The organism is Campylobacter concisus, assembly GCF_002913745.1.
Taxonomy (GTDB): Bacteria; Campylobacterota; Campylobacteria; order Campylobacterales; family Campylobacteraceae; genus Campylobacter_A; species Campylobacter_A concisus_R.
The window spans coordinates 1-25855 of record NZ_PPCG01000061.1 but is presented as its reverse complement, the minus strand read 5'-3'; the positions used below and the strand labels follow the sequence as shown (position 1 = coordinate 25855).

The window sequence follows — 25855 nt, the reverse complement described above, 5'->3', positions numbered from 1 at the left end:
GAAATGTTTACTGATATTATCAATATATTTTATTCTCTGGTTTCTTGCGAATATTGAAATTAGAATAAAAGTTAATCTTTTTTAAGCCATGATGTAAAATTGGGATAAATTACTTTATTAAATTGGCTCTCTCTCAGTTTTGGTATTAATTTTATTACAAAAACCTTTTCAATAGTTCATCTTCTCTCTTTCTAAAGGACCCAAGATTATTTATTTTGTAGTTATGCTTTAAATCTTTACTGATATCCTGTAAATTTCATCATATTCTACTAAGTTAATAGATTAGGGGAAACATTTGTAATATTTTTTATTGGTAGTATTAGGATTAAGGGCTGGGCTTAAAATACTGACTCAATATTGTCTTGAGTATATAAATATCAGGCATAATAAACTCTAACTTTGACAATATAATTGTTGCAATCTAAGATAACAATATGATTTTATTATTTCTAAAAAATTCAAAATATACAAGTTTATTTTATTCAGAATGATATGAAAAACTATCTTTATAAAAATTATTCATTATGGTAATGTTTATGACTTCTCAAATAAAATCCAACTCTCTAAGCATAGGGTAGTTTAACTAATTGAGTATAAATTTTTTATCATCATATCAAATGCTGGCGTTTTATTAGATACCATCTTGGTTACTTGGCTAATTACTTTTCTAAAAACTTAAGTAATCTCTACTATTTCTATAGTTTTTATAACGGATGAAAGACTATATAGTTCATATGAAATCCTTCTATAAAATTTAGAAATAGGATATGTATTTATTTTTTAACTTCTCCATGTTTATTAGTTTTCAAAAATATGGTTTTTATCATAGCTCAATACCCATTAGTTTATATTAGGTTTTTGCCGAGCTTGCCAACATAAAATAACCAAAAAATATAAATGTTTTATCAAATTATAAACAAACAAAGCAGATTAAGAATCTACTTCGTAATAAATTATTTTGGCACCAAATATAAATACTCATAAATATTAAACTAATATAAAAATAGTAAAGTCTTATAAATTTAGCGTCAAAGTAATATGCAAATTTTGCATATTACTTAAAATTTTTTTAAATAAAATAATTAATTTTAAAACTACTTTTATTTTATAAGGTATATAATAACCGCGTTATTAGAAATATTACTTGAAAGGAAATCTATGCAAAAGATTGTTCAAACAACCTGTCCGTATTGCGGAACTGGTTGCGGCATAGACCTTATCGTAGAAAACGGTAGGATAGTCGATGCAAAGCCGACTGATAACCACCATGTAAATGATGGCGAGTTGTGTTTAAAAGGTATGTTTGGTTGGGAATTTGTAAATTCTCCAAAACGTTTAACTAAACCAATGATGAGAAAACTAAACGGAGAGTTTAACAAAGAGGGTAAACTTGAAGAGGTTAGCTTTGAAGAGGTTTATGAATTTTTAGGAAAGACTTTTAAAAATAGCGTTGAAAAATATGGTCCAAGCTCTATCATGGGCTTTAGTTCAGCTCGTTCAAACAACGAAGACAACTATGTATTTCAAAAATTCTTTCGTGCTTTAGGAAGCAACAACGTAGATCACTGCGCTCGTCTTTGACACGCTCCAACAGTGGCAGGTCTTGCCAGCACCCTTGGAAACGGAACAATGACAAACGATCTTGTTGAATTTGCGACTGATACAGATGTATTTTTACTAATAGGCACAAACACAAGCGAATGCCACCCTATCATCGCTATGCAGATGCAAAGAGGCTTAGAGCGTGGTGCAAAAATGATCGTTGTGGATCCAAAACGCACCGATATGGCTAAAAAAGCCGATATATTCTTGCAAATTCCAGTTGGCTCAAACATCAAAACGCTAAACACAATGATGAACGTCATCATCTCTGAAAATTTACAAGATACAGAATTTATCGAAAAATATGCAGAGGGTTTTGAGTACCTAAAAGAAGCCGTAAAAGACTTCACTCCTGAGAGATTTGAGCGTGAGACTGGCGTCAAAAAAGAGCTTATCACTGAGGCTGCTAGGATGTATGCAAAAGCTGGCAGCGCTGCTATTTGCTACACTATGGGTATCACTCAGTTTAGCGACGGCACATCAAATGTATTCTCGCTTTCAAATTTAGCGATCCTAACAGGAAATTTAGGTAAAAAAGGCGCTGGAGTAAATCCACTTCGTGGACAAAACAACGTTCAAGGCTCATGCGATATGGGCGCACTACCTAACGTCATTCCAGTAGGTGCAGTAAATAGCGCTTACGCACAAGAGCAAGCTCGCAAAGTTTGGCACTTCGAGCTTAATCCAGTGCCTGGCTTTAAACTAACATACGCACCTGATAAGATGGATAGCGGCGAGCTAAAAGTGCTTTATGTTTACGGCGAAAACCCAGTCATGAGTGACCCTTGGACAGAGCACTTTGTGCATGCGACACACCACCTAGACTGCTTTATCGTGCAAGATCTATTCTTTACTGAAAGTGCTCAAAAAGCTGACGTTGTCTTACCAGCAGCTGGTTGGGGAGAGAAAGATGGAACATTTATCAACACATCTCGCCGCGTTCAAAGAACTAGAAAAGCAAGCGAACCAGTAGGTGGCGTAGAGCCTGACTGGAAAGTAGTTTGCAACATCGCAAAAGCTATGGGACTTGAGGGATTTGACTTCTTAAGTGCAGAAGAGGTTTGGGACGAGCTTAGAAAACTAATGCCTAAATTCTTTGGCGGTATCAGCTACTATAGGCTTGAAAAACTAGGTGGCATCAGCTGGCCATGCCCTGATGAAGATCATCCAGGCACACCTGATCTTTATACTGATCACAAATCAATGCTACCTGATGGTAAATTCCGCCTAGCTCCAGTACTTTACGCTGACGATAAAGATAAGCGTGCGAGCATGGAGGCTGAATTTAAAGCCAAAATGCATATACCTGATGGCTATCCAGTAGGCTCAGGTGCGATGAGCGAAGTACCTGATGAGGTTTATCCTTGCTTATTTACAACAGGTAGAAAAGTTTATCACTACCACACAGGTACGATGACAAGAGAGTGCCCACCGCTAGAGTATGGTGCTGGTATCGAAGGTCCGCTAATCGAAGTAAGCCCTGATATCGCAAGAGAAAGAGAGCTAGAAGATGGCTGCTACGCAATGGTAGAGAATAAACGTGGCAGGATCGCAGCTAAACTTCGCGTAAATCCTGACCTTAGAGAAAGTACGATATTTACGACTTTCCACTATAGTGAGGCTGACGGTAACGAGCTTGCAAACGCACAAGACCACGACCCACTCTCAGGTATCACACCTCTTAAGATCACTATAGCTAACATAAAAAGGTTAAGCGAAGAGGAGTATATAGCATTTAGACAACAAAACGAGATGTCTATGCACTCTGAAAAACCTTATCTTTCACCTGTTAGATCATAATTTCAAGGGCGCAATGCCCTTGAATCATACAATTTCATAGAAATATTTTCTCTTATCATCTGCATTTAAGCTTCAACTATAAAAGCTCTTCTTTGATCAAAAAATTTGCTTATAATGTGTATATATTTTGTATTTCTAACACTAATAAATATGACGAATATCCGCTTTTACAAAAAGAATAAAATGAATTAAAAAATCAAGAAATTTTAAAACAACTATAAATTTGTTTATAAGATCAAGGTCTATCATAAACAAATAAATTTTTCAAAACTAAAGCACAAAAACTACTAGAAAAATTTAAGTAAAGAAAACATATCTAAACCTATATTTTAAATTTTAAAAAGTAAATTTTTGGCTCCGTTTTTTCGCGGCAAAAAGTGTGCTTGTGTTCTGCAAAGACCTGCACTATTTAAATTTAATAGGTCAAATTTAAAAACTAGCGCTAAAAATTTAAAAATTTAATCATCCCAAAGCCACCATTGTAGCTTGGTCTTGTCTGGGTACGGCGTATTTGCATAGTAGCAAACCATGCGATAAACATAGAGGATACACCTATCACTACCGCGTCCGAGCGCCTTTGTGCGTTCAAACATCTCCTCAGGATCCGCGCCCTTTAAAGAAGCAATGTCCTCGTAGCCAAGTACCAGTAGATCCGCCTGCGTCGCCTCGCCGACATATGGGATTTTCTTAAAATCGCTCAAATTTACCTCAAATTTCTTTTAAATTCCGTCAAGCTCGCCGTAATTAAATTTTATTCGTGCGCTACAAAGCTCACTAAATTTCATCTTGCTACTATGCTAAGTCGTTATCCAAGCTTCTGGCGAGGTGGTCTAATTAAAATTTCTTACGCGAAAAGCCATGCTTAAAATGATTTTAGATCAAATTTTATGCAAGTTAGGGTGCTAAATTTGCTCCAAAATGCGTTCGCAAATTTCTCTTGGGTTTGCATTTTCATAAATCGGCCTGCCAACGACGATAAAGTCGCTGCCTTCTTGCTTTGCGCTAACCAAATTTGCAACCCTCTTTTGATCGCCCGCACTCTCGCCAAAAGGCCTAACCCCAGGGCAAAGCGTGATGAAATTTTGATTTGTCACGTCTTTTATAAGCTTGCTTTCAAAGACCGAGCAGACCATGCCGTCAAGCCCCGCTTCAAAGCTCATCTGGCTAAATTTCCTAACCGAGCGAGATAGCGTATCGTTATAAACCGCTTCAAATTCGCTCTCGCTAAAGCTAGTAAGTGCTGATACAGCAAGCACTAAAGGGCGATTTTGCAGCGAGCTAAGGCGCTCCATGACGGTCTTCATAGCTCTCTCACCAGCGCTTGCATGCAAATTTATCATATCCACGCCTATCTTTGAGACAACCTCAGCGGCGTCTGCCATCGTGTTTGGGATATCGTAAAGCTTTAGATCAAGGAAGATTTTAAACTCCCCTGCCCCTTTTAGCTCCTCTATAAATTTAGCTCCGTCTCGCAAATAGCTTCTAAGCCCCACTTTTAGCCAAAGATCAAGCCCTTTTAGCTCACGCACGAGGGCTAAATTTTCATCCTTGCTCGCCATATCAAGAGCGACGCAGAGCCTCATAGATCGCCCTTTATCTTATCTAGCACACCGTTTATAAATTTTGGCGCCTGATCGCTTCCAAGCTCCTTTGCAAGCTCGATCGCCTCGTTTATTATGACAGCTTTATCAGTCTGGCTAAATTTCATCTCATAAAGCCCAAGTCTAAGGATAGCAAGCTCTGTTGCGCCAACCTTGCTAAAGTCGCCATCTTTTAGGTGCGGTTTTAAAATTTCATCTAGTTTTTCTTTGTTTGCTAGCACCTCTTTAAAGGTCTGCTGCGCCTCGTTTTTGCGCTCATTTCTTATCTTTTTCTCTTCTAAAAATTCCTCTTCAAACTCCGCAGTTACGGGGTTTATCTCGTTTGAGTAAAGTAGCGAAACGATGGCTTGTCTCACTTGATGACGTGTGGCCATTTTACTCTCCTAGCTTTTTGTATAAATTTAGCATCTCTATAACGCCCGTCATCGCTTCAAAGCCCTTGTTTCCAGCCTTGCTGCCAGCTCGCTCGATCGCTTGCTCGATGTTATCGACTGTTAGCACGCCAAATGTGACTGGTTTTGCGTATTTTAGCGTCACGTTTGCGATGCCTTTGGTAGTCTCAGCGCTTACGTAGTCAAAGTGTGGCGTCGCGCCTCTTATCACCGCTCCCACGCAGCAAACCGCGTCAAATTTACCGCTTGCAAGCACCTTTTCAAGCGCCATAGGTATCTCAAATGCGCCAGGGACTAGCACTAAAGTTAAATTTTTCTCGTCGCCGCCGTGACGTAAAAATGCATCTTTTGCGCCCTCTACCAAGCGGTCTGTGATGATGTGGTTAAACCTTGCGTTTATGATCGCTATCTTTTCGTTGCCTTTTAGGGCTAAATTTCCCTCGATTATTTTCATATTTTCTCCTTTATTTTTTATGCAAGTTTAGCAAAAGCTTGTTTAAAAATAGACCCTTCGTCAAACTATCTTTAGCATGATGACGCTAAAGATGATGAGCGCTAAAAACAAGGCTTTTTTAAAATTTATCCTCTCACCTTCAAAAACTACGCCAACCACTACTGCTCCGATCGCTCCGATGCCTGTCCAGATCGCATACGCCACCGACATAGCTATAGTTTGCATCGCATAGCTAAGTAGCGTTAAAGAAAGGGCAAAATTTCCAAGCAAAAGGATGAAATTTGCCCACTTTTTTACGCCTGTGCTTTTTGAAAATTTCGTGATAAAAAAGACGCCAGAGACCTCACAACATCCAGCTAGTAAAAGCGCTAAAAAGTGGATCATTCTTTTATGCCTTTTAGTCCCAGTACGCCCGCGATCAGCGTCGCTATGAAAAAAAGCCTAATGAAATTTGGCATGATCCCGCTTGCTACGTAGTCGCTAACGATCTCAGCTATGACGATAAAAACCGTCCCAAAGCCCACAAATACTGCATAAGAGATGCTTACAGGCAGATACTTTAAAGCCTTCATAAACGAGACAAAACTTATGCTTACAAGTAGCGTCGTAAGCAAAAATTCACTTAAATTTGACGCGTGCTTTAGCCCATACGCCCAGCCACACTCAGCCACCGCACCAAGAAATATCCATAAAAAGCCTCTATTTGACATAAATTTACTTCATGCCTTTTATGGTATCAACGATCTCTTTTACATTTGCGCTAATCGCCTTATTTTCAAAGCTATCATCGTTATTTTGTCCAACTAGCCCCTTTAAATTTCCAAAGACTCCAGGGTTAAACCTTAGCTCACTAGAGCTATAATGCCTCAAAACTTCGCCATTTCTAACGACTTCTACCTCGTAAGTAAGGTAGATATTGCCCATCCTGTCGCTTTTAGCAAAGGTCGCCTCACCTATAAATTCTCTGCGGTGAGTTATCTTTATCTTTAGCTCGTCGCTTGAGTTAGGATCGAGCAAATTTTCTTTTGTAAGCGCCTCATCGATTTGCTTGTTATACCTTTTCTCGATCATTTTTGGGCTTTGATAGAAAAATTTTGTCGGTTCGTGGCGCTGCACATGAGTGTAGCTAATGCCCTCAAATTTATACTTGCCAGCAAGTGGCACCTTTGGCTGAGATGAGCCACAACCTACTAAAAATAACACTCCTAAAAGTAGCGCTAAAATCCTTTTCATCCCTCTCTCCTTAGTTTAAAAATTTAAAATTTCCTCTATCTTTAGCGTGTCATTTACGACCTTTTCAAGCTCGTCTAAATTTAGCATATTTGGCCCGTCACATAGCGCTTCGCAAGGGTTTATGTGCGTCTCATAGAAAAATCCATCCACCCCAACGCTAGCTGCTGCTCTTGCAAGATAAGGCACAAATCTAGCGTCGCCGCCACTTTTTTCGCCAAGTGCGCTTGGCATCTGCACGCTGTGAGTCGCGTCAAAAATGACTGGCGCAAATTCTCTCATCATCACTAAATTTCTCATATCAACGACTAAATTTCCGTACCCAAAGGTGCTACCTCGCTCCGTTAGCCAGACGCCATTTGCCTTTGCGACCTCGTATCCATCGCCACTCACACCTCTTGTTTCAAGCACCTTTTTAACAGAGTGTTTCATAGCAGATGCCGCTAAAAACTGCCCTTTTTTGATATTTACGACCGCTTTTGTCTTTGCAGCTGCCACGAGCAAATCAGTCTGACGGCACAAAAATGCAGGGATCTGCAGCACATCAGCCACTTCGCCAACTGGCTGCGCCTGATAGCTCTCATGGATATCGGTTAAAATTCTAAAGCCAAATTCTTTTTTCACCTCAGCTAAAATTTCACAACCCTTCTCTAACCCAGGGCCACGAAACGAGCTAATGCTCGTGCGATTTGCCTTGTCAAAGCTCGACTTAAAGTAAAAATCAAGCTTTGGATTTTCATTAAATTTAACTAGCCTTTTTGCCACTTCAAAAACAAGCTCCTTGCTCTCTATCACGCAAGGTCCAGCGATTAATATCATATTTTCTCCTTTATTTTTCTTTAACAACTAAAATTCCACTCACCACGACAAGCACGATACCTGCTAGTGCTAGGTGATTTGGCAACGCATCGCCCATAAAATAGCCAATTATAAGCGTAAAAATGACGTCCGCATAGCTAACAGCAGCGATCACGCCAGCTTTTTTACCAACTGCAAATGCCTTTGTCATAAACGCCTGAAAATAGTAGCCGCTAAGCCCCATTAGCAAGATAAAAACGACATTGTGCCAGCTTGGCATAGCAAATTTAGAAAATAAAAAATCCAGAGGCTCGTATGTAAAAAACTCAGCCATCCCCATGCAAATAAGCGGCAAAAACGAGCCCCAAAGCATGAAGCTTAGCACGATCACGTTTGTGCCGTAGCTCTTGTTTAGCTCCTTGACACTCGTGTAGGCAATAGCCGCTCCAAGGCCGCTCCAAATGCCGATGATATCGGTTTTATTGATACCTAAATTTGGCTGGATAACAAGCAAAATTCCACCAAATCCCAAAAAGACAGCAAACCAGCCAAGCGAACTTAACCGCTCCTTAAACACGATAGCTGCGAGAATAGCTGTAAATATCGGGTTTGTCTTTTGAAAGGTAAAGGCTGTGGCTAAATTTACATGCGCGACGTTGTAAAAAAATGCAAAAAGTGCCACCGTGCCCACAAAACCGCGAAACATCAGCAAGAAAAAGTGCCCGCCAGTTTGTTTAAATGGAAATTTATAGATGGCGTAGATGACGATGAAAAGTCCGATCAAATTTCTAAAAAAAACAACTTCGATAGAAGGCATATCTTTGCTCAGATACTTCGCAAATGCGCCAGTCACGGCAAACATAAAGCAAGCAAAGAGCATATAAAAAATGCCAAGATGTGAAATATAAAACCTTTTTAACATCGCAAAACCTCTAAATTTGAAGCACTCATTTTAATAAAAAATGGCTTAAATTTTGGTTGATTTTTTCTTTTATTTCGGCGCTTTTAAGCGTAATTTTATACTTTATATAAGAGAAAAATTTGTATAATCAGCCATCATAAAAAGGACAAAATTTGCAAAAAGTAATATTAGTAGGCAAGCCAAATGTCGGCAAAAGCTCACTTTTTAACCGCTTAGCAAGAAGACGCATCGCCATAACTAGCGACGTTAGCGGCACTACAAGAGATACAAATAAAGCTAAGATCGAAGTTGAGGGCAAAGAGTGTATATTAATCGACAGCGGCGGGCTTGATGATAGCAGCGAGCTTTTTAAAAATGTAAAAGCAAAGACCTTGGCAGAGGCTAGAAATTCAGACGTCATCCTCTATATGGTCGATGGTAAAATGATGCCAGATGACGAGGATAGAGCCATTTTTTACGAGCTTAGCAAGCTAAATTTACCAATCGCTCTAATCATCAACAAAATCGACAGCAAAAAAGACGAGCAAAGAGAGTGGGAATTTGTAAGTTTTGGCGCAAAAAACTCATTTGGCATTTCAGTAAGTCACAACACCGGCGTCGATGAGCTTAGCATCTGGCTGGCAAAGCACCTAGAAGAAAAAGTGCAGATAAAGGCCGATACGAGCGATGATTTTGATGATTTTTTAGAAAACTATAACGACGAGGGCGAGCTAAGCGACGAGATAGACTATGAGAGCAAAAACATAAGAGTTGGCATCATAGGTCGCGTAAATGTCGGCAAAAGCTCACTTCTAAACGCCCTTGTAAAAGAGAGCCGTGCCGTCGTTAGTGATGTGGCAGGCACTACGATCGACCCAGTAAATGAAATTTACGAGCATGATGGCAGGGTTTTTGAGTTTGTCGATACTGCTGGTATCAGAAAGCGCGGCAAGATCGAGGGCATCGAGAGATACGCGCTAAATAGAACTGAGAAAATTTTAGAAGAGACAGACGTGGCGCTACTTGTGCTTGATAGCTCTGAGCCACTAACCGAGCTTGATGAGCGCATCGCTGGTATCGCCTCGAAATTTGAGCTTGGCGTCATAATCGTGCTAAACAAATGGGACAAAAGCAGCGAAGAATTTGACGAGCTTTGCAAGGAGATAAAAGATAGGTTTAAATTTCTCTCATACGCGCCGATCATCAGTGTTTCGGCACTTGGCGGCAAGAGAGTGCATAAAATTTACCCGCTCATAGTTGAAATTTACAAAAACTACACCCAAAAAATCCAAACTTCAAAGCTAAATGAAGTGATCGGCGAAGCGACCAAGGCGCACCCACTGCCGCGAGATAAAGGCAGGGTCGTAAAAATCTACTACGCAGTGCAGTTTAAGACAGCACCTATCATGATAGCGCTCATAATGAACCGCCCAAAATGCCTGCACTTTAGCTACAAACGCTACCTGACAAACAAGTTTAGAGAGAGCTTTAGCCTAGCTGGCGTGCCTATCGTGCTGATCCCTAAAAAACGTGGAGAGAGTGATGAAGACAAAGAACAATAATATCGTTTTGATAGGGTTTATGGGCGTTGGCAAGGGCACGACTGCAAGAGCGCTAAGCAAGGCGCTAAAGACGATGAACCTTGACTGCGACGACTTGCTAGAGAGCTCACAAAATATGAAGATAAAAGCTATCTTTGATGAATTTGGCGAAGAGCATTTTAGGCAGCTTGAAAAGGATCTAGCCAAATTTCTAGCCACAAATGTCAAAAATGCGATCATCTCGACAGGTGGGGGCTTTGCAAAGGTTAAAAATTTAAACAAAATAGGCACCGTGATCTATCTAAAAGCAAGCTTTGATGCGATCATGCAAAGGCTAAAAAATAGCAAAAATAGCGAGAAGAAGATCGCTAAACGCCCACTTTTAAGCGACCTAAAAAAGGCTGAGGCACTGCATCTGGAGCGAGAGAAGCTCTATGAGAAAAAGGCTGATTATATCGTTGAAGTGGAGGGCAAAACTCCAAAGCAGATCGTAAAAGAGATAAGGATACTTTTAAAAATTTAGTTGCAAAGTGGCGAGGGCTGCTTGCAACGATAAATTTCAAGATCAAGCTAGATGGCTGTCTGGCGTGGTGTTAAAAATTTAAAAGCTTTGGCGAAGAGTTTTTTGTTTAGGCGAGACGAAATTTTGTTTTTAAGTGAGGCTAGCAAGCTAAATTTTAAGATTAGACTAGATAAAAATATCTACCCTGATGTTAAAATTTAAAAAAGCATTTTGGCGAAGTGTTTTGAGATGAATTTAAATGTTGTGCAGTCAAATTTTAATCAAGACTAGGCATTTAGCCTGTCGATGATTAAAATTTACAAACTCATTTAAAGGCGCTCAAAAAAACGAAGCCAAAATTTGAAAGGATAAGATGAGAGTATTAACCGGCCTCCAACCCTCCGGCAAACTACACCTTGGCAACTATTTTGCCTCGATAAAGCAGATGGTTGATATGCAAGAGCAAAACGAGATGTTTATGTTTATAGCAAACTACCATGCGATGACCAGCCTTAGCGACGGCAAAGCGCTAAAGCAAAACACCTTTGACGCTGCGTGTGCATTTTTGGCGCTTGGGATCGACCCAAACAAAAGCACGTTTTGGGTGCAAAGCGACGTTAAAGACGTGCTTGAGCTTTACTGGGTGCTAAGCCAGCATACGCCTATGGGGCTACTTGAGCGCGCGCACAGCTACAAAGATAAGGTCGCAAAGGGGCTTAGCTCGCACCACGGGCTCTTTAGCTATCCGGTTTTGATGGCGGCTGATATCTTGCTTTATAACGCGCAGGTCGTGCCTGTGGGCAAAGACCAGATCCAGCACGTAGAGATCGCGCGTGATATCGCGATCAAATTTAACAACGAACATGGCGAGATTTTCACTCTGCCTGAGGCAAAGATCGATGAAAACGTCGCTACCGTGCCTGGCACAAACGGCGAAAAGATGAGCAAAAGCTACGGCAACACTATCGATATCTTCGCGGACGCCAAGACGCTTAAAAAGCAAATTTCAAGCATCGTGACTGATGGCACGCCACTTGAAGAGCCAAAGCAGTGGCAAAACTGCAACGTCTATAACATCACAAAGCTTTTCTTAGATGAGAGCGGACAGCGCGACTTGCAGGCTAGATATGAGCGTGGAGGAGAAGGTCACGGGCACTTTAAAGCCTATCTAAACGAGCTTGTTTGGGACTATTTTAAAGATGCAAGAGAGAAATTTGAATACTATCAAAACAACCCTGACGAGGTGGCTAAAATTTTAGATCTAGGTGCTAAAAAAGCCCAAAATATAGCTCACACAACGATAAAAAAAGTGCGTGAAGCGGTTGGAATTTACAGATAAGGAAAAATATGCAAAATTTATACCCATACGCGCAGATAATCCACCTTTTTTGTGCGATCATTTTTGTTGGTTATCTATTTTTTGATGTGATCATATTAAGAGCGGCGAGCAAAAAGATGCCACCAGAGCTTGCTCAAAAGGCAAAGCAAGCCATCGGCTCAGTAGCTGTTAAGATCATGCCTATTTGCGTGCTACTTTTAGTTTTAACTGGTGGCATGATGATGAGTAACTGGGTCGGCAGCAAGGCTGGAGGCTACTTTGAGACAAATTTACAGATCGCTTTTATGATCAAATTTTGCTTAGCGATGGTGATCGTGGCTGCGGTTATAGTAAATTTAAGCTGCAAATTTATATTTAAGCGCCCTAGCCCACTTGGCAACATCCACCCTATCGCGCTTACGCTTGCGGTGGCGATCGTCTTGCTTGCAAAAGTTATGTTTATGGTTTAAGGATAGGATAAGGAGAAGATAATGATAAATTTAAAACTACTTGAGACAAACTACGATGAATTCGTAAAAAAACTAGAGGGCAAAAACGTTAAAGCTAGCCTGCTAGACGAGCTTTTACTCACTTTTAACGAGCTAAAGCAAAAGCGCAAAGCACTTGAAAATTTCCAAGCGATCCAAAACGCAAAGAGCAAGGAGCTTGGTGTAAAAGCAAGAGCTGGCGAGGACGTAAGCGAGCTTAAAAGTGAGCTAAATTTAAACAAAGCTGCCCTTGCTGACGCTGATGAGATCGTTAAACAATATGAAGAAAAGCTTGAGCAAATTTCATTTAGCGTGCCAAATATCACCGACGATGACGTGCCATTTGGCAAGGACGAGGACGATAACGTCTGCATAAAAACGGTGCTTGAGCCAACTAAATTTGACTTTACGCCAAAGGAGCACTGGGAGCTAGGTGAGAGCCTTGGCTGGCTTGACTTTGAAAGGGGTGCAAAGCTCTCAGGATCGCGCTTTACCGTGCTTCGCGGCATGGGAGCAAGACTTAGTAGAGCGCTCGTTAATTACATGATCGACTTTAACTGCGCACGCGGATTTGAGCTTGTAAATGTCCCTTATCTAGTAAGCTCAAACACACTTTTTGGCACCGGTCAGCTGCCTAAATTTGAAGAGGATCTTTACAAAGTGCGCGACGAGGACCTCTACCTCATCCCAACTAGCGAAGTGCCTGTGACAAATTTATACAATGGCACCATCATAGAAGCCGAGCAGCTACCTATAAAGATGACTTGCTACTCAGCATGCTTCCGCCAAGAGGCAGGCTCAGCAGGACGTGACACTAGAGGTATGATCCGCCAGCACCAGTTTGAAAAGGTCGAGCTTGTAAGCATCACAAAGCCTGATCAAAGCGAGGACGTGCTTGCTGAGATGATATCTTGCGCGAGCGACTTGCTAACTAGCCTTGGTTTGCCTCACCGCCACATGCTTCTTTGCAGCGGCGATCTAGGCTTTAGCGCGGCAAAGACGGTAGATCTTGAGGTTTGGCTACCAGGTCAAGGCAAGTACCGCGAGATAAGCTCTATCTCTAATACTCGTGATTTTCAAGCAAGAAGAGCGAAAATTCGCTTTAAAGATGGCAAGAAAAATATGCTTGTAAATACCCTAAATGGCTCAAGTCTGGCAGTTGGCAGGACGCTAATAGCGATAATGGAAAACTACCAAAAAGCTGATGGCACTATCGAAATTCCAGAAGTTCTTAAAAGGTATATGTAGTGGCTGATGAAGAGGTTGTAGTTCTAAAACCACCTGGCGAGCAAGCAGAGCAAGCGCCTGAAGAGGCAAAGACAGAGGCACCTGAAGAGATCGTCTCGCTTGAGAGCATCGCAAATGATGGCGTGCTGCAAGATGAGAGCATCCCAGAGCCAATACCTGTAAAAAAAAGTAAGAAAAAGCTCTTTATCATCATCGGCGCAGCTGCTTTGGTGCTTGCCATCTTGATAGTTGTTTTGTTAATCGTCTTGCTAAAAAAAGATAAAAAAGAGGAGATAGACACTACATCTATCGTAAAAAATATAGAAAATAACTACCAAACGCAAAATTTTGGCGCTTCAAAGATCGATGAAATGATAAATAAGGCCAATCAGCTCTACGAGCGTGGCAATAAATTTGAGGCTCTAAAAATTTATGAAAACGTAGCTGTTTATAACCAGTCTCTCTCAAACTACAACCTCGGCGTTTCGCAGATGAAACAAGAAAAATGCGACGAAGCGATCATCTCGTTTAACAAAGCAATAACTGACCGCGAAAACACCGCAGTTAGCGCCATAAACACCGCTGTTTGCTCACTTGAGCTAAATAACACCAAAAATTTCAACTACTACATAGGGCTTGCGGACTCATTTTTGCAGTATGAAAACAGCTCGCCACTTTACAGCTACTACTATGCGCTAGTTAATTATTACAAGGGTAATTATTACGAGGCACTACAAGCTCTCTCGCATCCTAGCACAGATGATTATAAGGGCGAGTATGCCTACTTGAGCGCTAAAATTTTATCGCTTCTTGGAGATGACGAAAGAGCCATAGCTAAGCTTGAGGGGCAAAAGGCGTTTAAGGCTGACTTTACGCTAGCACAGCTCTACGCAAGACTTGGCAAATACGACAAGGCAAGGGACTATTTAACAAAGGCTTCTAAAAACACGCCAAATATCGATCTTATCAAGATGACTGAGGCGTTAATTGATCTAAAAACGGCTGATTATGGCGATGCGGCGGCATTTATCAAAGACGTTTATGACTACAACGCCTCGATGCCAAGTAAAATTTATAAGATAAAGGCCATCCTAAAGCCAGATCTTTTTGACGTCAGCCTAGCTCAGGCGCACTTTAGCGACGATATGTTTTTTGATAGAACAAGGCGCTACGAGACGCTATTTTACTTCGCACCTTACAAGGTTTTTGACGCGAAACAGAGCATCGAGCAGATAAGAAAAGGCGGTGTTAGCGTCTTTTTAGACGATACCTCAGCGGCAAATGACTACCTTAGCCAAAGTGCCGCCGCCTCAAAGGTCAATGCCAAACTTAGCGAAGCCATCGCAAAGGCACTTAACTACCGCTTAAAAGAGGCAAACAAGGACTTTGAAGAGCTTGCCAAAGCCTATCCAAACCACTCGATCTTGCAGTACAACCTAGCTCTTAGCTACGCTCAGCTTGGAAATTTTAGCCTTGCTGCAAAGCACTTTATAGCAAGCTACCATCAAGATGTAAATAACCATCTCTCTGGCATCTTTGGGGCTATCTGCATGGATATAAATAGAAATTTAAACCCAAAGTTAGTTGAAGAGATCGGTGAAAATTTAGAAAACGACAAGAGCTTAAAGCTTGTAAATTTATACGCCTCGCTTTTAAGCCTAGTTAGCGGCAACCAAAGTGCGATGATAAGGTGGCTTGAAGAGCCAAAAGAGCCTACGACGCTAAATTTGGCCTTTGATATCATCATCGCTAAAATCTCAAACAACGATGAGCTAATGTCAAAAAAGGCTGATGAGCTTATGAAAATCTTGTCAAACGACATCATCGCAAATATCTTAAATTTCATCGCTAAAAACAAAGATCAAAACGTCAAAGAGTATGCAAAAGCGATACAAATTTACTTCATCGATAAAAATCTCGACTCAAACGCCTTCTACCACGGCGCTGATATCATCAAAAAGCAATACATCAAGCTACTTCAGATCTCAGGCCTGCTAACAAGGGAGCGCGATAAGCTAAGAGCCGAGCTAAAGAACGCACCAAAAAATATAAATTTGATCCAAACTCTAGCCTACGTAGATATCTTTACAAATGACTTTGATGAGAGTTATAAGCTTTATAATGAGGTCATAGACGAGTTTAAGATAAATGACGCTGGCACGCTCTTTTTAGCAAGTGTAGCAGCCACTGGAGCGAACAAAATAACAAATGCTATCGCACTTTTGGAGCTAACAAAGCTAAATGATCCAAGTGCTATTGAAAACAGAGCCGCCCTTGGCTTTATGTATCAGCAAATCGATAACATAAAAGCAGCTCTTATACAATACAGCAAGGTAGGAAACGTAGGATATAACAACGAATTTTATGATTTTATGATAGATAACTAGAAAATTTAAAGCTAGGTCTTTAAAAGCCTAGCTTTAGATAAAAATGGCTCTAAAATTTAAATATTGGTAACTTCAAGCCTTATCTGATCTGAGACTTCACTAAATTTATAAAGCAAATCACCACACTTATACTCTATACATTTTTCATTGATCTCATCTTTTTTATCTTTTTTAGACAAAATTTTCTTCATAACGCCAGGAAGCTCTCTTTGCAAAAGCAGTTTATAAGACATCCCCATGCCGTGAGTTAGAGACTTTATAAATTTACCATCAACCTCGCTCTCATCTTTTACCATATGAAGTGTCGCGTCAAATTTTAGCTTCTTAAGAGCCTCGTAAAGCTCGGTTTTATCCTTTGCGGGAGCTACTTCTGTATCATTAATGCAGTGATAACTCACGTAAATTGGCTTCTTATAGCCGCTTTGAACATTTAAATGATCTAAATTTAGGATGTTTCTTATCTCTTCTCTTGCGTCAATAAAATAATATGGCGATTTTTCATTAAGTGTCCAGTATGTCTTATCAAAAAAATAAAGATATAAATTTTGATACAAATTGCCAGTGCCAAAACAAAAATAGTTAGTAAAATCGATCTCTTTACCAAAACCAATAAGCCGCCATAAAAATATAGCATAAGAGCTATTATCTATCACCGCATCAACTAGCCATGGAGCTATCTTAGCGCACATATGTGCCAAATATCCACCATGTGAGCTGCCTACCATTATCACTGGTAGATGCTCAAATTTGGAATTATTTATATATTTTTTTGTATAAAGCACGGCATTTAGCACGTCCATTGCTTGCATAACGCCAAAATTTTGGTATTCATTTTTTGTTGGTACCATCGTAATGCTAGCATTTAGCCTAAAATCAGCCGGCAAAAGACCGCTCTCTTTTCTAATAGTAATCTCTTTACTAAGAAATTTAAGTAGCAAATCAACCTTCTCGTGGCAGTCGATACTTTTTAGATCGATTGGTAAATTTATACCTATGCTTGACAGCTCTCTTGTTAAGATTTCGCGGTCTATATCATCAAGTCCAAATTTTGCCCCAAGCTGTGGGCGGTTGCCTATACAGTGATAATCCACACTAATGCACGCCACATCATAGTTCTCTGCCATGGTTCGCATGAGATGAGCTCTATATCCAGAGTCAGAGTCTGCTCCAAGTCCAGGGATGATGACTAAAAGAGCTTTTGCCTCTTTAACATCGTCATAACAGGCATAAAAAGACAAAGCAGAGCTTCTTTTGATGCCAAGCTCCACATCATCACAAGATAAAATTTCGTAGCTTCCATCAACTAGCATCTTAACTCCTTTTAAATTTTGCTAAATTTCTCTACCTTTGTGAGACGTTATAAAAAAAGCTAACGATCTGTTTTGCTAGGCGCTCTTTGAAAAATGGCCAGATATAGCTTGGCGAATAGACATTGCCAGCTTGCATGAGCGAGATATTTGTCGCTTTCTCACCGCCATCTTTTGGGCGCACTAGCACGCTTACTTGCATGTAGTAAGCATAGCTGTTTGTGCTAAAGTCGTCATCATAATCATCATAATCAAACGGGAAAAACATCGAGTAGCCAAAGCCAAAACTTGGTCTGCCAAAGCCATATCCCATGCCCATTGAAAATCTAGGATCTCTTTTGGTTGTCCTAGAAAAGCTTTGCACGTCGCCAAGGATGATGAAGTCGGCATTTTTGATATTTGGCTCATTTCTAAAGCCAGCCTTTGTAAATTCGCTTAAAATTTCAGCATTTACATCTTGTCCAGTCGCGCTATTTTTAAAATTTACATATACGCTTTTGTTTGCTTCACCAAGCGTAAAAAAAATCGGATCGCTCGTCTTTACCGAGATATTTGGCGTGCTGCTAGCACATCCGACAAAAAATACCGCCAAGACAAATAAAAAGAAATTTCTCATCTTCACTCCTATAAGAGCGATCTTATAGCACCTTCAAGCACACTTTTTGGTGTAAGACCGATAAATTTTGATCGCATCTTACCATCTTTATCAAAAAAATAGATAACTGGCACGCCCATAACGCCACCAACTGCCTTGCTGAAGTAATCCACCGAGACCTTGTCGCTTGTAGTTTTAAAGGTGATGTTGTGCTCTTTTAAGATTTCGATATCCTTATCAAAGCCCTTGCTAGGCCCTAAAATGCCAATGAACTGAACCTCTTTGCCATACTCTTTTTCAAGCGCATTTAGATCAGGGATCGCGGCCTTGCAAACTCCGCAGTCCGTGCCAAAGAAAAAGAGCATATATGGCTTATCGCCGATCTTTAGGCGCTTTTCGGTAGGGAAAAACTGCGTATCGATGCCACTTGAGTCATTTAGAGTGATGTGGTGCTTCTCATACTGCTTGACGCAGCCCAAAACTAGGGCTGAGACTAGACATAAAAGTAAAATTTTATATCGCATTTGGCACCTTTGGATTTTCAATAGTGCGGATCTTCTCTAGTTTGCCGTGTCTTAGATAGACGATCTTATCGCCATACTCGCCTAGATCTGGGTTGTGAGTGACTAGAAGTATCGTCTTGCCCTCTTTTCTTAGCTTGCAAAAAAGATCAAGTATGATCCTCTCATTTGCCTCGTCAAGGTTACCAGTTGGCTCATCTGCTATTAAAATTTCAGGGTCGTTTATGAGCGAGCGCGCGATACAAAGGCGTTGTTGCTCACCACCACTTAGCTGACTTGGTCTGTGTGTTAGCCTGTGAGAGAGACCAACTGCCTCAAGGGCTTTTTTAGCATCCTCTTCGTCGACTGAGCTGTGATAATACTGCGCTATCATCACGTTTTCAAGCGCACTAAGATATGGCACTAGGTGAAACTGCTGAAAGACAAGTCCGATCTTTTCACGTCTAAATTTAAGCGTATCATCGGCATTTAGGTTGCTCGCATCATCGCCGCCAAGCATATAAACGCCACTACTTGGAGTATCCATTAGAGAAAGGATATTTACAAGCGTACTCTTACCACTACCGCTTGGTCCCATGACGCTGACCCACTCGCCCTTTTTAACCTCAAAACTTATATCATCAAGTGCTTTTACATCGCCAAAAATTTTACAAATATTTTTAAGTTCTAGTGCATTTTGCATATCATTCTCCTCTTAGTGTATCTGCCATTTTGTTATTAAGTGCCCGCTTAATCGGGTAAAACGCTGCGATCGCTGCAAAAAGAAGTGATATGACCACAGCTACTGGGATGCTTAGAATTCTAAAATCAATACTAGAATCAAATATTGCATAACCTAAAATTTGAGCTAGTAGATAACCTAAAAACGCTCCAACTAACGCTGAAATGAGCGCTGTTACAAATGTTTCAAAGCCAAATAGCCTCAATACATCTTTTTTGCTTGCGCCTATGGCTCTAAGAAGTGCGATCTCCTTTGAGCGAGAAAGCAAGATAGCACTAAGCGTTGTATTTACGCACATTGAAGTAATGAGCAAGATGACAAGGCTAACAAGTGCCATTAAAAGTTTGATCTTTTCTAAGATATAGCCCTCAGACTTTGAGACCTTTGCCACTGGTTTTGCGACTATTTCATCGTTGCTTATAGTTTTTGCAAGCGATGTTATCTCGTCAAAATTTCCAAGCACAACAGCTTCTGCGTAGTTTATCTTGCCAACTTTGTTTGAAATTTTCTGAGCCAAAGATAGTGACGTGATCAAAAGAGCGTCCTCTTTGTCGCCACTTGCCACTACGCCTTTTATCTTTACATTTATGCTCTCATTTGAGCCAATGGCACGAATTTCTATATCATCGCCTGCTTTAAAGCCAGCTTGACGAGCAAGATCGACGCCTATTAGCACGTTTTTATCGTCAAAATCGACATTTATCATAGTTCCATCTCTAACATCTAAAAACGGCTTAACCTTTTTTAGATTGCTAAATTTTGTCCCCATGACGATGGCATTAGTTGGGCCGATATTTGCCTGAGCAAAGAGATATCCGCTCTCGCCAAGAAGCTTATCTTTTGGCACTTTAGCGATCATTTCATTATAGGTTTTTTCACTCATATCATCACTTGTCGCCATATCTTTTGGAGCAAAGATCATATTTGCACCATAAGTTTTTAGCTCGCGTGAGACCTTTGAGTCGATGTCCAGATAGACATTGACAAATGCCGCACACACGCACGCTCCAAGCAAGATCGAGATCACGATGACCATAACCCTTGATGAGCCATTTTTTAGGCTTTTGTAGATCAGGTTGTAAAAGAATTTGCTATTTGCGGTCATATAGCACCTCCGCAGGTAGTAAATTTATGACGTTTCTCATTGGCATTAGCGAGCCAACGACTGAAATGAGCAAGGCAAATGCCACGCTAATTGGCAGCACGATCCATGCTATGCCTATGCCGTGAGAGAAGATGATGTAAGACATCACGTAGCTTAGTGCGTATCCTAAAAACGCTCCCGTAATGCCTGCAAAAAAGGCAACCACAAGGCTCTCGCTAGCAAAAAGGGCGTAAATTTCAAAGTTACTTGCGCCTATGGCTTTTAAAAGACCGATCTCTTTTTTGCGGCGGTAAATTTCACTTGTCATTAGCGACGTTATGCCGATGGCTGAGACCACAAGAGCGATGATACTAACGATACCCATTAGGCTTTGAATTTTCTTTACGATATTACTCTCAGCATCGCTTACTTGAAGGCTTGCTTTTGCGCTAACGTTTGGTAAATTTTCTTCTATCTGAAATGCTATCGAGCCAGCGTAGGCCGAGCAGTACCATTTGTCGTACTCTGCACTATCAAGGTTGTCTAAATTTCTTCTTGCTTTTAGTGATAGGTCATTTTCTGGGATCGTCATGGCTGAGACCTCAGCTTTTGTATATAAGCCAGCGTGTCCTGAGAGATCGCCAGCAAGTTTGAGCGAGCCTATTAGCTTATGTGCCTCATCGCTTGCCCCTTTTAAGATGCCAACCACGCTAACCTCTTTTGTGCCATTTTTGCCCACAAGGCTAAGCTTGTCGCCAACTTTTAAATTTTTAGCCTTTGCAAGCTCATCTCCTACTAAAATTTCATCCATGCTCTCATCTTTTGGCCAAGCGCCCTCAACACCCCAAAATCCATACAAGCTCTTAACGCCTGTGCTAAATTCTGGCTCATCTTTTAGTCCGATATTTTTATCAAAATATGTCCCCTCAAAGCTAAACTCATCGCCTTTAGCGTCTTTTACCTTTGTCTCTAAAAAAGGAGCAAAAGCGACGATGTTATTTCTCCAAAAGATCTCTTTTATCTTGTAGATATCAGCTTCTGGGAGTAAATTTTGTGATTTTAGTGGGGTGAAATTTTTACCCTCGATCTCGATGCTTAGGCTCTCACCGCGTGGTAAAACGACGATATTTGAGCCATATCCTCTAAGCTCGCTTGCCACTTGATCGCCGATTTTTAGCGTGATATTTAGCATGCAAGCTATCAAAAGAGCAGCTAGCAAGATGGTGATAAACGCCATCGTCTTTTGCACCTTTGAGCCAGTGATCGAGCTTTTTATCATTCTTAGTTGCATATTTTTCATTTTAACGTTCCATTTGTTTCTACATATTTTTCTGGATTTGCTTCAAATTTCGCCTGAGTTTCGTTACTCTCAAAGAAATATGTGCGTCCGTAGTATAAATATGATCTTGAATCAAGATTGCTCACCTTTTTACGGCTTACAGGGTCAAGCACCATCTTTTCGACAACCTTGCTAAAGTAGTTTGCTCCTGCGACGATCGTTTTGTAATCAACTATGATATTTTTACCATCGAAAGTAAATGCCATAGGGATCGGGTTACAACCGCCCTCTTTGCCAACTGACGGCAAGAAAATTCTAACATTACAAGAGATACAAATAAGATCATTACCTTTTTTTATGTAGCCCATATCGCCACAAATCATACACGAGTCAAAGACGATGACAGGAGATGGGCGGTCGCTAAAGCGGTTTAGCAAGAAAAATCTTATCTGCTTGCCCTCATCTGTAATGTAGGCAAATCTGTGAAGTTCATTATCTTTTAACATATCAACATCAAATATAAATTTATCTCCCACTGGCTCAACCAAGACTGGCTCTGAAATTTGAGGTGGGCGAGATGCGTAAAGATCATAATAAAGCGAGAAGCCAAGCGCTATTAAAACGCTGCAAAATGCAAATTTTGCATTGTCAAAGACATTTTCTCTAACGGCTTTTGTAAAGCGGTATTTGATAGAGCCAAACGTGCTCTTATCGATACTTTTTGGAATAAAGCAAAGTGCGATGATGCATAAAAGTAGGATCACAACTATATAAAAATAGGCACTAAATTCTGTGACGTAGATGCCTTTTGCGCTGATAGATAAAATTTGAGAATTTAGCTCGCTACTTATCTTTAAAGCGCCTGCACGTAAAAGCTCGAGTGCAGTTTGTGAGCTTCTATCAACTAGTAAAAAGACTAATGTGATAAGAGCTAAAATTTTAGCTAGTGATGATGGGATGCTTGCTTTTAAATTTGAAATGAAGAAAAATAAAAACAGCATCAAGATCATCGCAAAGATCATCAAAAAGAAGCTTATAACTGAAAGCGTGTCAAGCAGTTCGCCGCCAAATAGTGGGAACAATGCGCTACTCGAGCTATAACCAAAGCCAAAGCCGATGCCTAAAATAAAAAATGTTACGATTTTTGCTATCTTAAGCTCGAAAAATATCCATAAAATGCTAATTAGTAGAAAAACCAGTGTCACAGAATCAATAAAAATTTTAAACTGGTCATCAACAAGCGCATGACGAGCAGCTTTAAAGATAAGCACACCAGCAACAACGCCAAGAAATGATGGTAAAAAGATCATTTTTAAACTTTTGCCATTGTTATTTAAGGCAGCAAAAAGCGTAAATCCAAGGAGGGCTAAAAAGACCTGATAGAAGTAAATTGACATAACTAAACCCTATGAGAATTTTTAAAAAGGGGCGAAAACGCCCCAAAGTGATTATTTAACAGGACCACCTGTCCATTGAAATTTATAAGTTGTTGTGAAAGGCTCAAACCATTTACCAACACCAGTCTCTTTGTCAGCGTGGCGACCAAAGCCTTGTTTCTCTGGATTGTCGATGTGGAATTTAAGCTCATAGTTACCAACACCTGTATCCATTTTTACGTTAGCACCGTAGTGTGGGCCATCGCTTGCAACCATAGGCATAAATGTACCTTTTTTAGTTTTACCATTATCAAGGTTTTTTAGCTCATAGTTGATCTTTAGATATGGAATCCACTCGCCTTCGCCAAAGCCGTTTTTGTTGCCTTTTACAGCGTGGATGTCAGCTTCTAGGTGAAGATCAGCTAAGCTTGGAGCTAGATCAACGCCTTTTGGCTCCATGTCGATTGGCTCAAGATAAACTGCAGCTATCTCCATGCCATTAGCCTCTACAGGCTCGCCGATTGGGTGCTCTCCAGCAAGTGCAAAACCAGCTGCTAAGCTTAATGCTAGAGCTGAACTAAGAATTTTATTCATATTCTCTCCTTTAAATAAAATTAATTTTTATTTTGTTTTGATTTCATGATAACAATGCCTATAATTAGGGCAAGCACCATAATGATCTGAGGTACTAAGCTCTCGTAATATGGCATAAGTCCTAGCCAGTCTCTCATCCAGTCAGGAAAATTTAGTCCTTTTATGATAGTTGGGATGAAAATTTTGCCCTCAACTAGCTCGCCAACGCCCTTGCCAACAAAGACGATCGACATATAAAAGATGATCGCTGATGTAAATATAAAAAATTGTTTAATAGGAATTTTAACAGCGAAAATTTTAAATAAGAAATAGACTATCAAAAGAACGATAAGGCCTACGACAAAGCCAGCTGCGATCATTGAGTAGCCAGCTGAGTCTTTTGCGTCAAAGATAAGTGCTTGATAAAATAGCACTGTCTCAGCGCCCTCTCTAAATACCGCTAAAAATACAGTCCACCAAAGCGCTGTGCTTGAGCCACTTGAGATAGACTCAGATACATGTGATTTGATGTAGTCGTTCCATTTTTTAGCGCCAGCATTTGAAAGAAGCCAGAAGCCAACGTAAAATAGAAGTCCCACTGCAACAAGCATCGTGATGCCTTCCATAAGCTCTCTTTTTTGACCTGCTGCCTCGCCAAAGATGATGTTCATTATCCAAGCCATAACAAAGCTTAAGATGACAGCCACACCAACTGAGCTATATACGACCTTGCCCATAGCTTTTGCATTGCCAGTTTTTACAAGATATGCAACAACGGCTGCAACGATGATAAGAGCTTCAAAGCCCTCTCTTAAGATGATAGTTAGCGCCCAGATAAATAGCGTCCAAGGCGAGCTTGAACCGCTAGTTTTCTCAAGTGCGGCTGCTAGCTGAGATGACATCTTGCTTGCACTCTCTTCAAGTGTTTTTTCGTCTGCGCCTGACTTCATAAGGGCTACAAGGTTACCAAATGTAGCTTCGATAGCTGTTTTTAAATTTACATCTATCGCACCTACTTTGTTCTCCATGCCGCTACCTTCAAACTCATCAAAGTAGATATCTTGGATATCTCCCATGGCTTTGGCGCTATTGCCGCCTTTGTAAAGCGCGATGGCTGCTTGAATTTTGTCATTTATGTTTTTAACGGTTTGAGTGTAGTCTGTGCCACTATCTTCGCTGCTATCGCTAGATGCTGCGCTACTCATATCAACTTTTGCTAGTTTTACTGTCTCAGCTGGGAGTTTTGCAACGGCATCATAAGCTAGTTTTTTGATCTCTTCTAGCTTTGTTTTAAAATCATCTTTTGTTATGCCATTTGCGATGCCGCTTATTGCTTCACCCATCTTTCTTTGGATGTCAGCATCTATGCTTTTGCCATTTTCTATATATTGGCGAACGGCGATTTCAAGTTGAGTGTTTCTATAATCATTAAATTTAGCATCTTGGATAGAATTTTTAGCATCATCTTGTTTGTCGCTCTCGTAGCTTGCTATAGCTTTATCAAGAGTTGCTGATAAATTTTCAAATGCCACCTTCCACTCAGGGATAAATTTAGAAGTGTCATAGCCACTTGCAGCAGCTTGTGCTGGGCTGCCTGAGTACTCACCAACAAGCTTATGTCCATTTAAAATAACTGGCAGAACTTCAGCGATTTCGCTATTTATCTGATCTATTCTTTTTTGCACGTCATCTGGTGCTTCGCCAGCTTTTATCGCCTTTCTGATCTCGCCAAACTGCTTCTCCATTGAGTAAGCTTTTTTCTGACCTAAATTTATTCTGATGCCAGCTTCGACATCTTCAAATAGACCAAAATAAGCATTTTGAGTATCGCTAACTGCTTGCTCGACATTGCCAGCTCTATACTCTGTTATTACTTTTTGTAATGACTCTTTTATCTGAGCTGCGACTTGTGTGTAGTCGTCATTTTTTGCCACAAGCCAGATAGGCAGTAGCATGATAAGCATAAATTTAAAAAATTTATTCATTAATTAAACCACCTGTGAGATTATTTTAAAGCGAGATATTACCAAGACTTTACTTTGATTAAAATAAAAACGATTATCATAAAAGAATGTAAATTGAAAGCATAAATAATATTTTTTACAATCTAATAATCAACTTTACGTAAATTTAGGGCTTTAGAGGATCAGAGTAAAAT

26 protein-coding genes are annotated in these 25855 nt (G+C 40.4%); 8 read left to right on the top strand and 18 right to left on the bottom strand.

The window, feature by feature from the left end:
• Positions 1 to 1158: 1158 nt before the first annotated feature.
• A complete protein-coding gene (locus CYO90_RS07665; RefSeq protein ID WP_258030691.1) occupies positions 1159 to 3402 on the top strand; it encodes a molybdopterin oxidoreductase family protein in 2244 nt (747 codons plus the stop codon).
• 458 nt (positions 3403 to 3860) lie between these two features.
• Here the strand turns inward: CYO90_RS07665 and CYO90_RS07660 are convergent, their stop codons facing one another.
• The 9 genes from CYO90_RS07660 to CYO90_RS07620 form a co-directional block, all read right to left on the bottom strand.
• Complete coding sequence (locus CYO90_RS07660) at positions 3861 to 4103, bottom strand: helix-hairpin-helix domain-containing protein (protein ID WP_103579073.1); 243 nt, start codon at positions 4101 to 4103, stop codon at positions 3861 to 3863.
• A 201-nt stretch (positions 4104 to 4304) separates the two neighbouring features.
• Positions 4305 to 4985 (bottom strand): orotidine-5'-phosphate decarboxylase, encoded by a 681-nt coding sequence (pyrF, locus tag CYO90_RS07655; RefSeq protein ID WP_103579072.1) that lies wholly within the window; start codon positions 4983 to 4985, stop codon positions 4305 to 4307.
• Positions 4982 to 5377 (bottom strand): transcription antitermination factor NusB, encoded by a 396-nt coding sequence (nusB, locus tag CYO90_RS07650; protein WP_004317696.1) that lies wholly within the window; start codon positions 5375 to 5377, stop codon positions 4982 to 4984. The genes pyrF and nusB overlap by 4 nt, the downstream gene beginning before the upstream one ends.
• A gap of 1 nt (position 5378) precedes the next feature.
• Positions 5379 to 5849, bottom strand: a complete 471-nt coding sequence (gene ribH, locus CYO90_RS07645; protein WP_021084559.1) for a 6,7-dimethyl-8-ribityllumazine synthase — start codon at positions 5847 to 5849, stop codon at positions 5379 to 5381.
• A 60-nt stretch (positions 5850 to 5909) separates the two neighbouring features.
• A complete protein-coding gene (locus CYO90_RS07640; protein ID WP_103579071.1) occupies positions 5910 to 6233 on the bottom strand; it encodes a DMT family transporter in 324 nt (107 codons plus the stop codon).
• On the bottom strand, positions 6230 to 6559 hold the full coding sequence (locus CYO90_RS07635) for a DMT family transporter (RefSeq protein ID WP_103579070.1): 330 nt from the start codon (positions 6557 to 6559) through the stop codon (positions 6230 to 6232). The genes CYO90_RS07640 and CYO90_RS07635 overlap by 4 nt, the downstream gene beginning before the upstream one ends.
• 4 nt (positions 6560 to 6563) lie before the next feature.
• A complete protein-coding gene (locus CYO90_RS07630) occupies positions 6564 to 7082 on the bottom strand; it encodes a hypothetical protein (protein ID WP_103579069.1) in 519 nt (172 codons plus the stop codon).
• A 15-nt stretch (positions 7083 to 7097) separates the two neighbouring features.
• On the bottom strand, positions 7098 to 7898 hold the full coding sequence (gene kdsA, locus CYO90_RS07625; RefSeq protein ID WP_103579068.1) for a 3-deoxy-8-phosphooctulonate synthase: 801 nt from the start codon (positions 7896 to 7898) through the stop codon (positions 7098 to 7100).
• A 10-nt stretch (positions 7899 to 7908) separates the two neighbouring features.
• Positions 7909 to 8799 carry a DMT family transporter gene (locus tag CYO90_RS07620; RefSeq protein ID WP_021084553.1) on the bottom strand — a complete coding sequence of 297 codons (891 nt, stop codon included), beginning with the start codon at positions 8797 to 8799 and terminating at the stop codon, positions 7909 to 7911.
• A gap of 152 nt (positions 8800 to 8951) precedes the next feature.
• On the opposite strand from CYO90_RS07620, the gene der reads away from it, so the two are divergent.
• From der to CYO90_RS07590, 7 genes are all read left to right on the top strand, one after another.
• Positions 8952 to 10340 (top strand): ribosome biogenesis GTPase Der, encoded by a 1389-nt coding sequence (gene der, locus CYO90_RS07615; protein WP_103579067.1) that lies wholly within the window; start codon positions 8952 to 8954, stop codon positions 10338 to 10340.
• Positions 10321 to 10842, top strand: a complete 522-nt coding sequence (locus tag CYO90_RS07610) for a shikimate kinase (protein ID WP_103579066.1) — start codon at positions 10321 to 10323, stop codon at positions 10840 to 10842. The genes der and CYO90_RS07610 overlap by 20 nt, the downstream gene beginning before the upstream one ends.
• A gap of 51 nt (positions 10843 to 10893) precedes the next feature.
• Positions 10894 to 11043, top strand: coding sequence for a hypothetical protein (locus CYO90_RS10255; RefSeq protein WP_181000234.1), 150 nt, complete (start codon positions 10894 to 10896; stop codon positions 11041 to 11043).
• 151 nt (positions 11044 to 11194) lie between these two features.
• Positions 11195 to 12160, top strand: coding sequence for a tryptophan--tRNA ligase (trpS, locus tag CYO90_RS07605; protein WP_103579065.1), 966 nt, complete (start codon positions 11195 to 11197; stop codon positions 12158 to 12160).
• Between the two features lie 8 nt (positions 12161 to 12168).
• Positions 12169 to 12609: a hypothetical protein gene (locus tag CYO90_RS07600; RefSeq protein ID WP_009294891.1), complete on the top strand. Its 441-nt coding sequence runs from the start codon at positions 12169 to 12171 to the stop codon at positions 12607 to 12609.
• A gap of 21 nt (positions 12610 to 12630) precedes the next feature.
• Positions 12631 to 13875: a serine--tRNA ligase gene (gene serS, locus CYO90_RS07595; protein ID WP_103579064.1), complete on the top strand. Its 1245-nt coding sequence runs from the start codon at positions 12631 to 12633 to the stop codon at positions 13873 to 13875.
• Positions 13875 to 16241, top strand: a complete 2367-nt coding sequence (locus tag CYO90_RS07590; RefSeq protein WP_103579063.1) for a tetratricopeptide repeat protein — start codon at positions 13875 to 13877, stop codon at positions 16239 to 16241. Before serS ends, CYO90_RS07590 begins: the two co-directional genes overlap by 1 nt.
• Positions 16242 to 16297: 56 nt before the next feature.
• On the opposite strand, the gene CYO90_RS07585 is transcribed toward CYO90_RS07590, so the two are convergent.
• From CYO90_RS07585 to CYO90_RS07545, 9 genes are read right to left on the bottom strand one after another with little or no spacing between them, the layout of a single operon-like run.
• Positions 16298 to 17551: a DUF2920 family protein gene (locus CYO90_RS07585; protein WP_103579062.1), complete on the bottom strand. Its 1254-nt coding sequence runs from the start codon at positions 17549 to 17551 to the stop codon at positions 16298 to 16300.
• 31 nt (positions 17552 to 17582) lie between these two features.
• Positions 17583 to 18164 (bottom strand): hypothetical protein, encoded by a 582-nt coding sequence (locus tag CYO90_RS07580; RefSeq protein WP_103579061.1) that lies wholly within the window; start codon positions 18162 to 18164, stop codon positions 17583 to 17585.
• Between the two features lie 8 nt (positions 18165 to 18172).
• The gene (locus CYO90_RS07575) at positions 18173 to 18667 is read right to left on the bottom strand and encodes a TlpA family protein disulfide reductase (protein WP_009294896.1); all 495 of its coding nucleotides are present in this window, start codon (positions 18665 to 18667) and stop codon (positions 18173 to 18175) included.
• The gene (locus tag CYO90_RS07570; protein ID WP_004317741.1) at positions 18657 to 19346 is read right to left on the bottom strand and encodes an ABC transporter ATP-binding protein; all 690 of its coding nucleotides are present in this window, start codon (positions 19344 to 19346) and stop codon (positions 18657 to 18659) included. The genes CYO90_RS07575 and CYO90_RS07570 overlap by 11 nt, the downstream gene beginning before the upstream one ends.
• Before the next feature lies 1 nt (position 19347).
• On the bottom strand, positions 19348 to 20490 hold the full coding sequence (locus tag CYO90_RS07565; protein WP_103579060.1) for an ABC transporter permease: 1143 nt from the start codon (positions 20488 to 20490) through the stop codon (positions 19348 to 19350).
• Positions 20477 to 21769, bottom strand: coding sequence for an ABC transporter permease (locus tag CYO90_RS07560; protein ID WP_103579059.1), 1293 nt, complete (start codon positions 21767 to 21769; stop codon positions 20477 to 20479). The genes CYO90_RS07565 and CYO90_RS07560 overlap by 14 nt, the downstream gene beginning before the upstream one ends.
• Positions 21766 to 23145 carry a Fe-S-containing protein gene (locus CYO90_RS07555; protein WP_103579058.1) on the bottom strand — a complete coding sequence of 460 codons (1380 nt, stop codon included), beginning with the start codon at positions 23143 to 23145 and terminating at the stop codon, positions 21766 to 21768. The genes CYO90_RS07560 and CYO90_RS07555 overlap by 4 nt, the downstream gene beginning before the upstream one ends.
• Before the next feature lie 51 nt (positions 23146 to 23196).
• Positions 23197 to 23718 carry an iron transporter gene (locus CYO90_RS07550; protein ID WP_009294901.1) on the bottom strand — a complete coding sequence of 174 codons (522 nt, stop codon included), beginning with the start codon at positions 23716 to 23718 and terminating at the stop codon, positions 23197 to 23199.
• 20 nt (positions 23719 to 23738) lie between these two features.
• Entirely contained in the window at positions 23739 to 25682 is a 1944-nt protein-coding gene (locus tag CYO90_RS07545; protein ID WP_103579057.1) for an FTR1 family iron permease, read from the bottom strand.
• Positions 25683 to 25855: the final 173 nt, after the last annotated feature.

Bases quoted from the DNA above. Each gene is read 5' to 3' on its own strand.
- pyrF (WP_103579072.1), bottom strand. From the start codon at position 4,985: ATGAGGCTCTGCGTCGCTCTTGATATGGCGAGCAAGGATGAAAATTTA.
- nusB (WP_004317696.1), bottom strand. From the start codon at position 5,377: ATGGCCACACGTCATCAAGTGAGACAAGCCATCGTTTCGCTACTTTAC.
- ribH (WP_021084559.1), bottom strand. From the start codon at position 5,849: ATGAAAATAATCGAGGGAAATTTAGCCCTAAAAGGCAACGAAAAGATA.
- CYO90_RS07640 (WP_103579071.1), bottom strand. From the start codon at position 6,233: ATGATCCACTTTTTAGCGCTTTTACTAGCTGGATGTTGTGAGGTCTCT.
- CYO90_RS07635 (WP_103579070.1), bottom strand. From the start codon at position 6,559: ATGTCAAATAGAGGCTTTTTATGGATATTTCTTGGTGCGGTGGCTGAG.
- CYO90_RS07630 (WP_103579069.1), bottom strand. From the start codon at position 7,082: ATGAAAAGGATTTTAGCGCTACTTTTAGGAGTGTTATTTTTAGTAGGT.
- kdsA (WP_103579068.1), bottom strand. From the start codon at position 7,898: ATGATATTAATCGCTGGACCTTGCGTGATAGAGAGCAAGGAGCTTGTT.
- CYO90_RS07620 (WP_021084553.1), bottom strand. From the start codon at position 8,799: ATGTTAAAAAGGTTTTATATTTCACATCTTGGCATTTTTTATATGCTC.
- CYO90_RS07610 (WP_103579066.1), top strand. From the start codon at position 10,321: ATGAAGACAAAGAACAATAATATCGTTTTGATAGGGTTTATGGGCGTT.
- CYO90_RS10255 (WP_181000234.1), top strand. From the start codon at position 10,894: ATGGCTGTCTGGCGTGGTGTTAAAAATTTAAAAGCTTTGGCGAAGAGT.
- trpS (WP_103579065.1), top strand. From the start codon at position 11,195: ATGAGAGTATTAACCGGCCTCCAACCCTCCGGCAAACTACACCTTGGC.
- CYO90_RS07600 (WP_009294891.1), top strand. From the start codon at position 12,169: ATGCAAAATTTATACCCATACGCGCAGATAATCCACCTTTTTTGTGCG.
- serS (WP_103579064.1), top strand. From the start codon at position 12,631: ATGATAAATTTAAAACTACTTGAGACAAACTACGATGAATTCGTAAAA.
- CYO90_RS07585 (WP_103579062.1), bottom strand. From the start codon at position 17,551: ATGCTAGTTGATGGAAGCTACGAAATTTTATCTTGTGATGATGTGGAG.
- CYO90_RS07580 (WP_103579061.1), bottom strand. From the start codon at position 18,164: ATGAGAAATTTCTTTTTATTTGTCTTGGCGGTATTTTTTGTCGGATGT.
- CYO90_RS07575 (WP_009294896.1), bottom strand. From the start codon at position 18,667: ATGCGATATAAAATTTTACTTTTATGTCTAGTCTCAGCCCTAGTTTTG.
- CYO90_RS07570 (WP_004317741.1), bottom strand. From the start codon at position 19,346: ATGCAAAATGCACTAGAACTTAAAAATATTTGTAAAATTTTTGGCGAT.
- CYO90_RS07565 (WP_103579060.1), bottom strand. From the start codon at position 20,490: ATGACCGCAAATAGCAAATTCTTTTACAACCTGATCTACAAAAGCCTA.
- CYO90_RS07560 (WP_103579059.1), bottom strand. From the start codon at position 21,769: ATGAAAAATATGCAACTAAGAATGATAAAAAGCTCGATCACTGGCTCA.
- CYO90_RS07555 (WP_103579058.1), bottom strand. From the start codon at position 23,145: ATGTCAATTTACTTCTATCAGGTCTTTTTAGCCCTCCTTGGATTTACG.
- CYO90_RS07550 (WP_009294901.1), bottom strand. From the start codon at position 23,718: ATGAATAAAATTCTTAGTTCAGCTCTAGCATTAAGCTTAGCAGCTGGT.
- CYO90_RS07545 (WP_103579057.1), bottom strand. From the start codon at position 25,682: ATGAATAAATTTTTTAAATTTATGCTTATCATGCTACTGCCTATCTGG.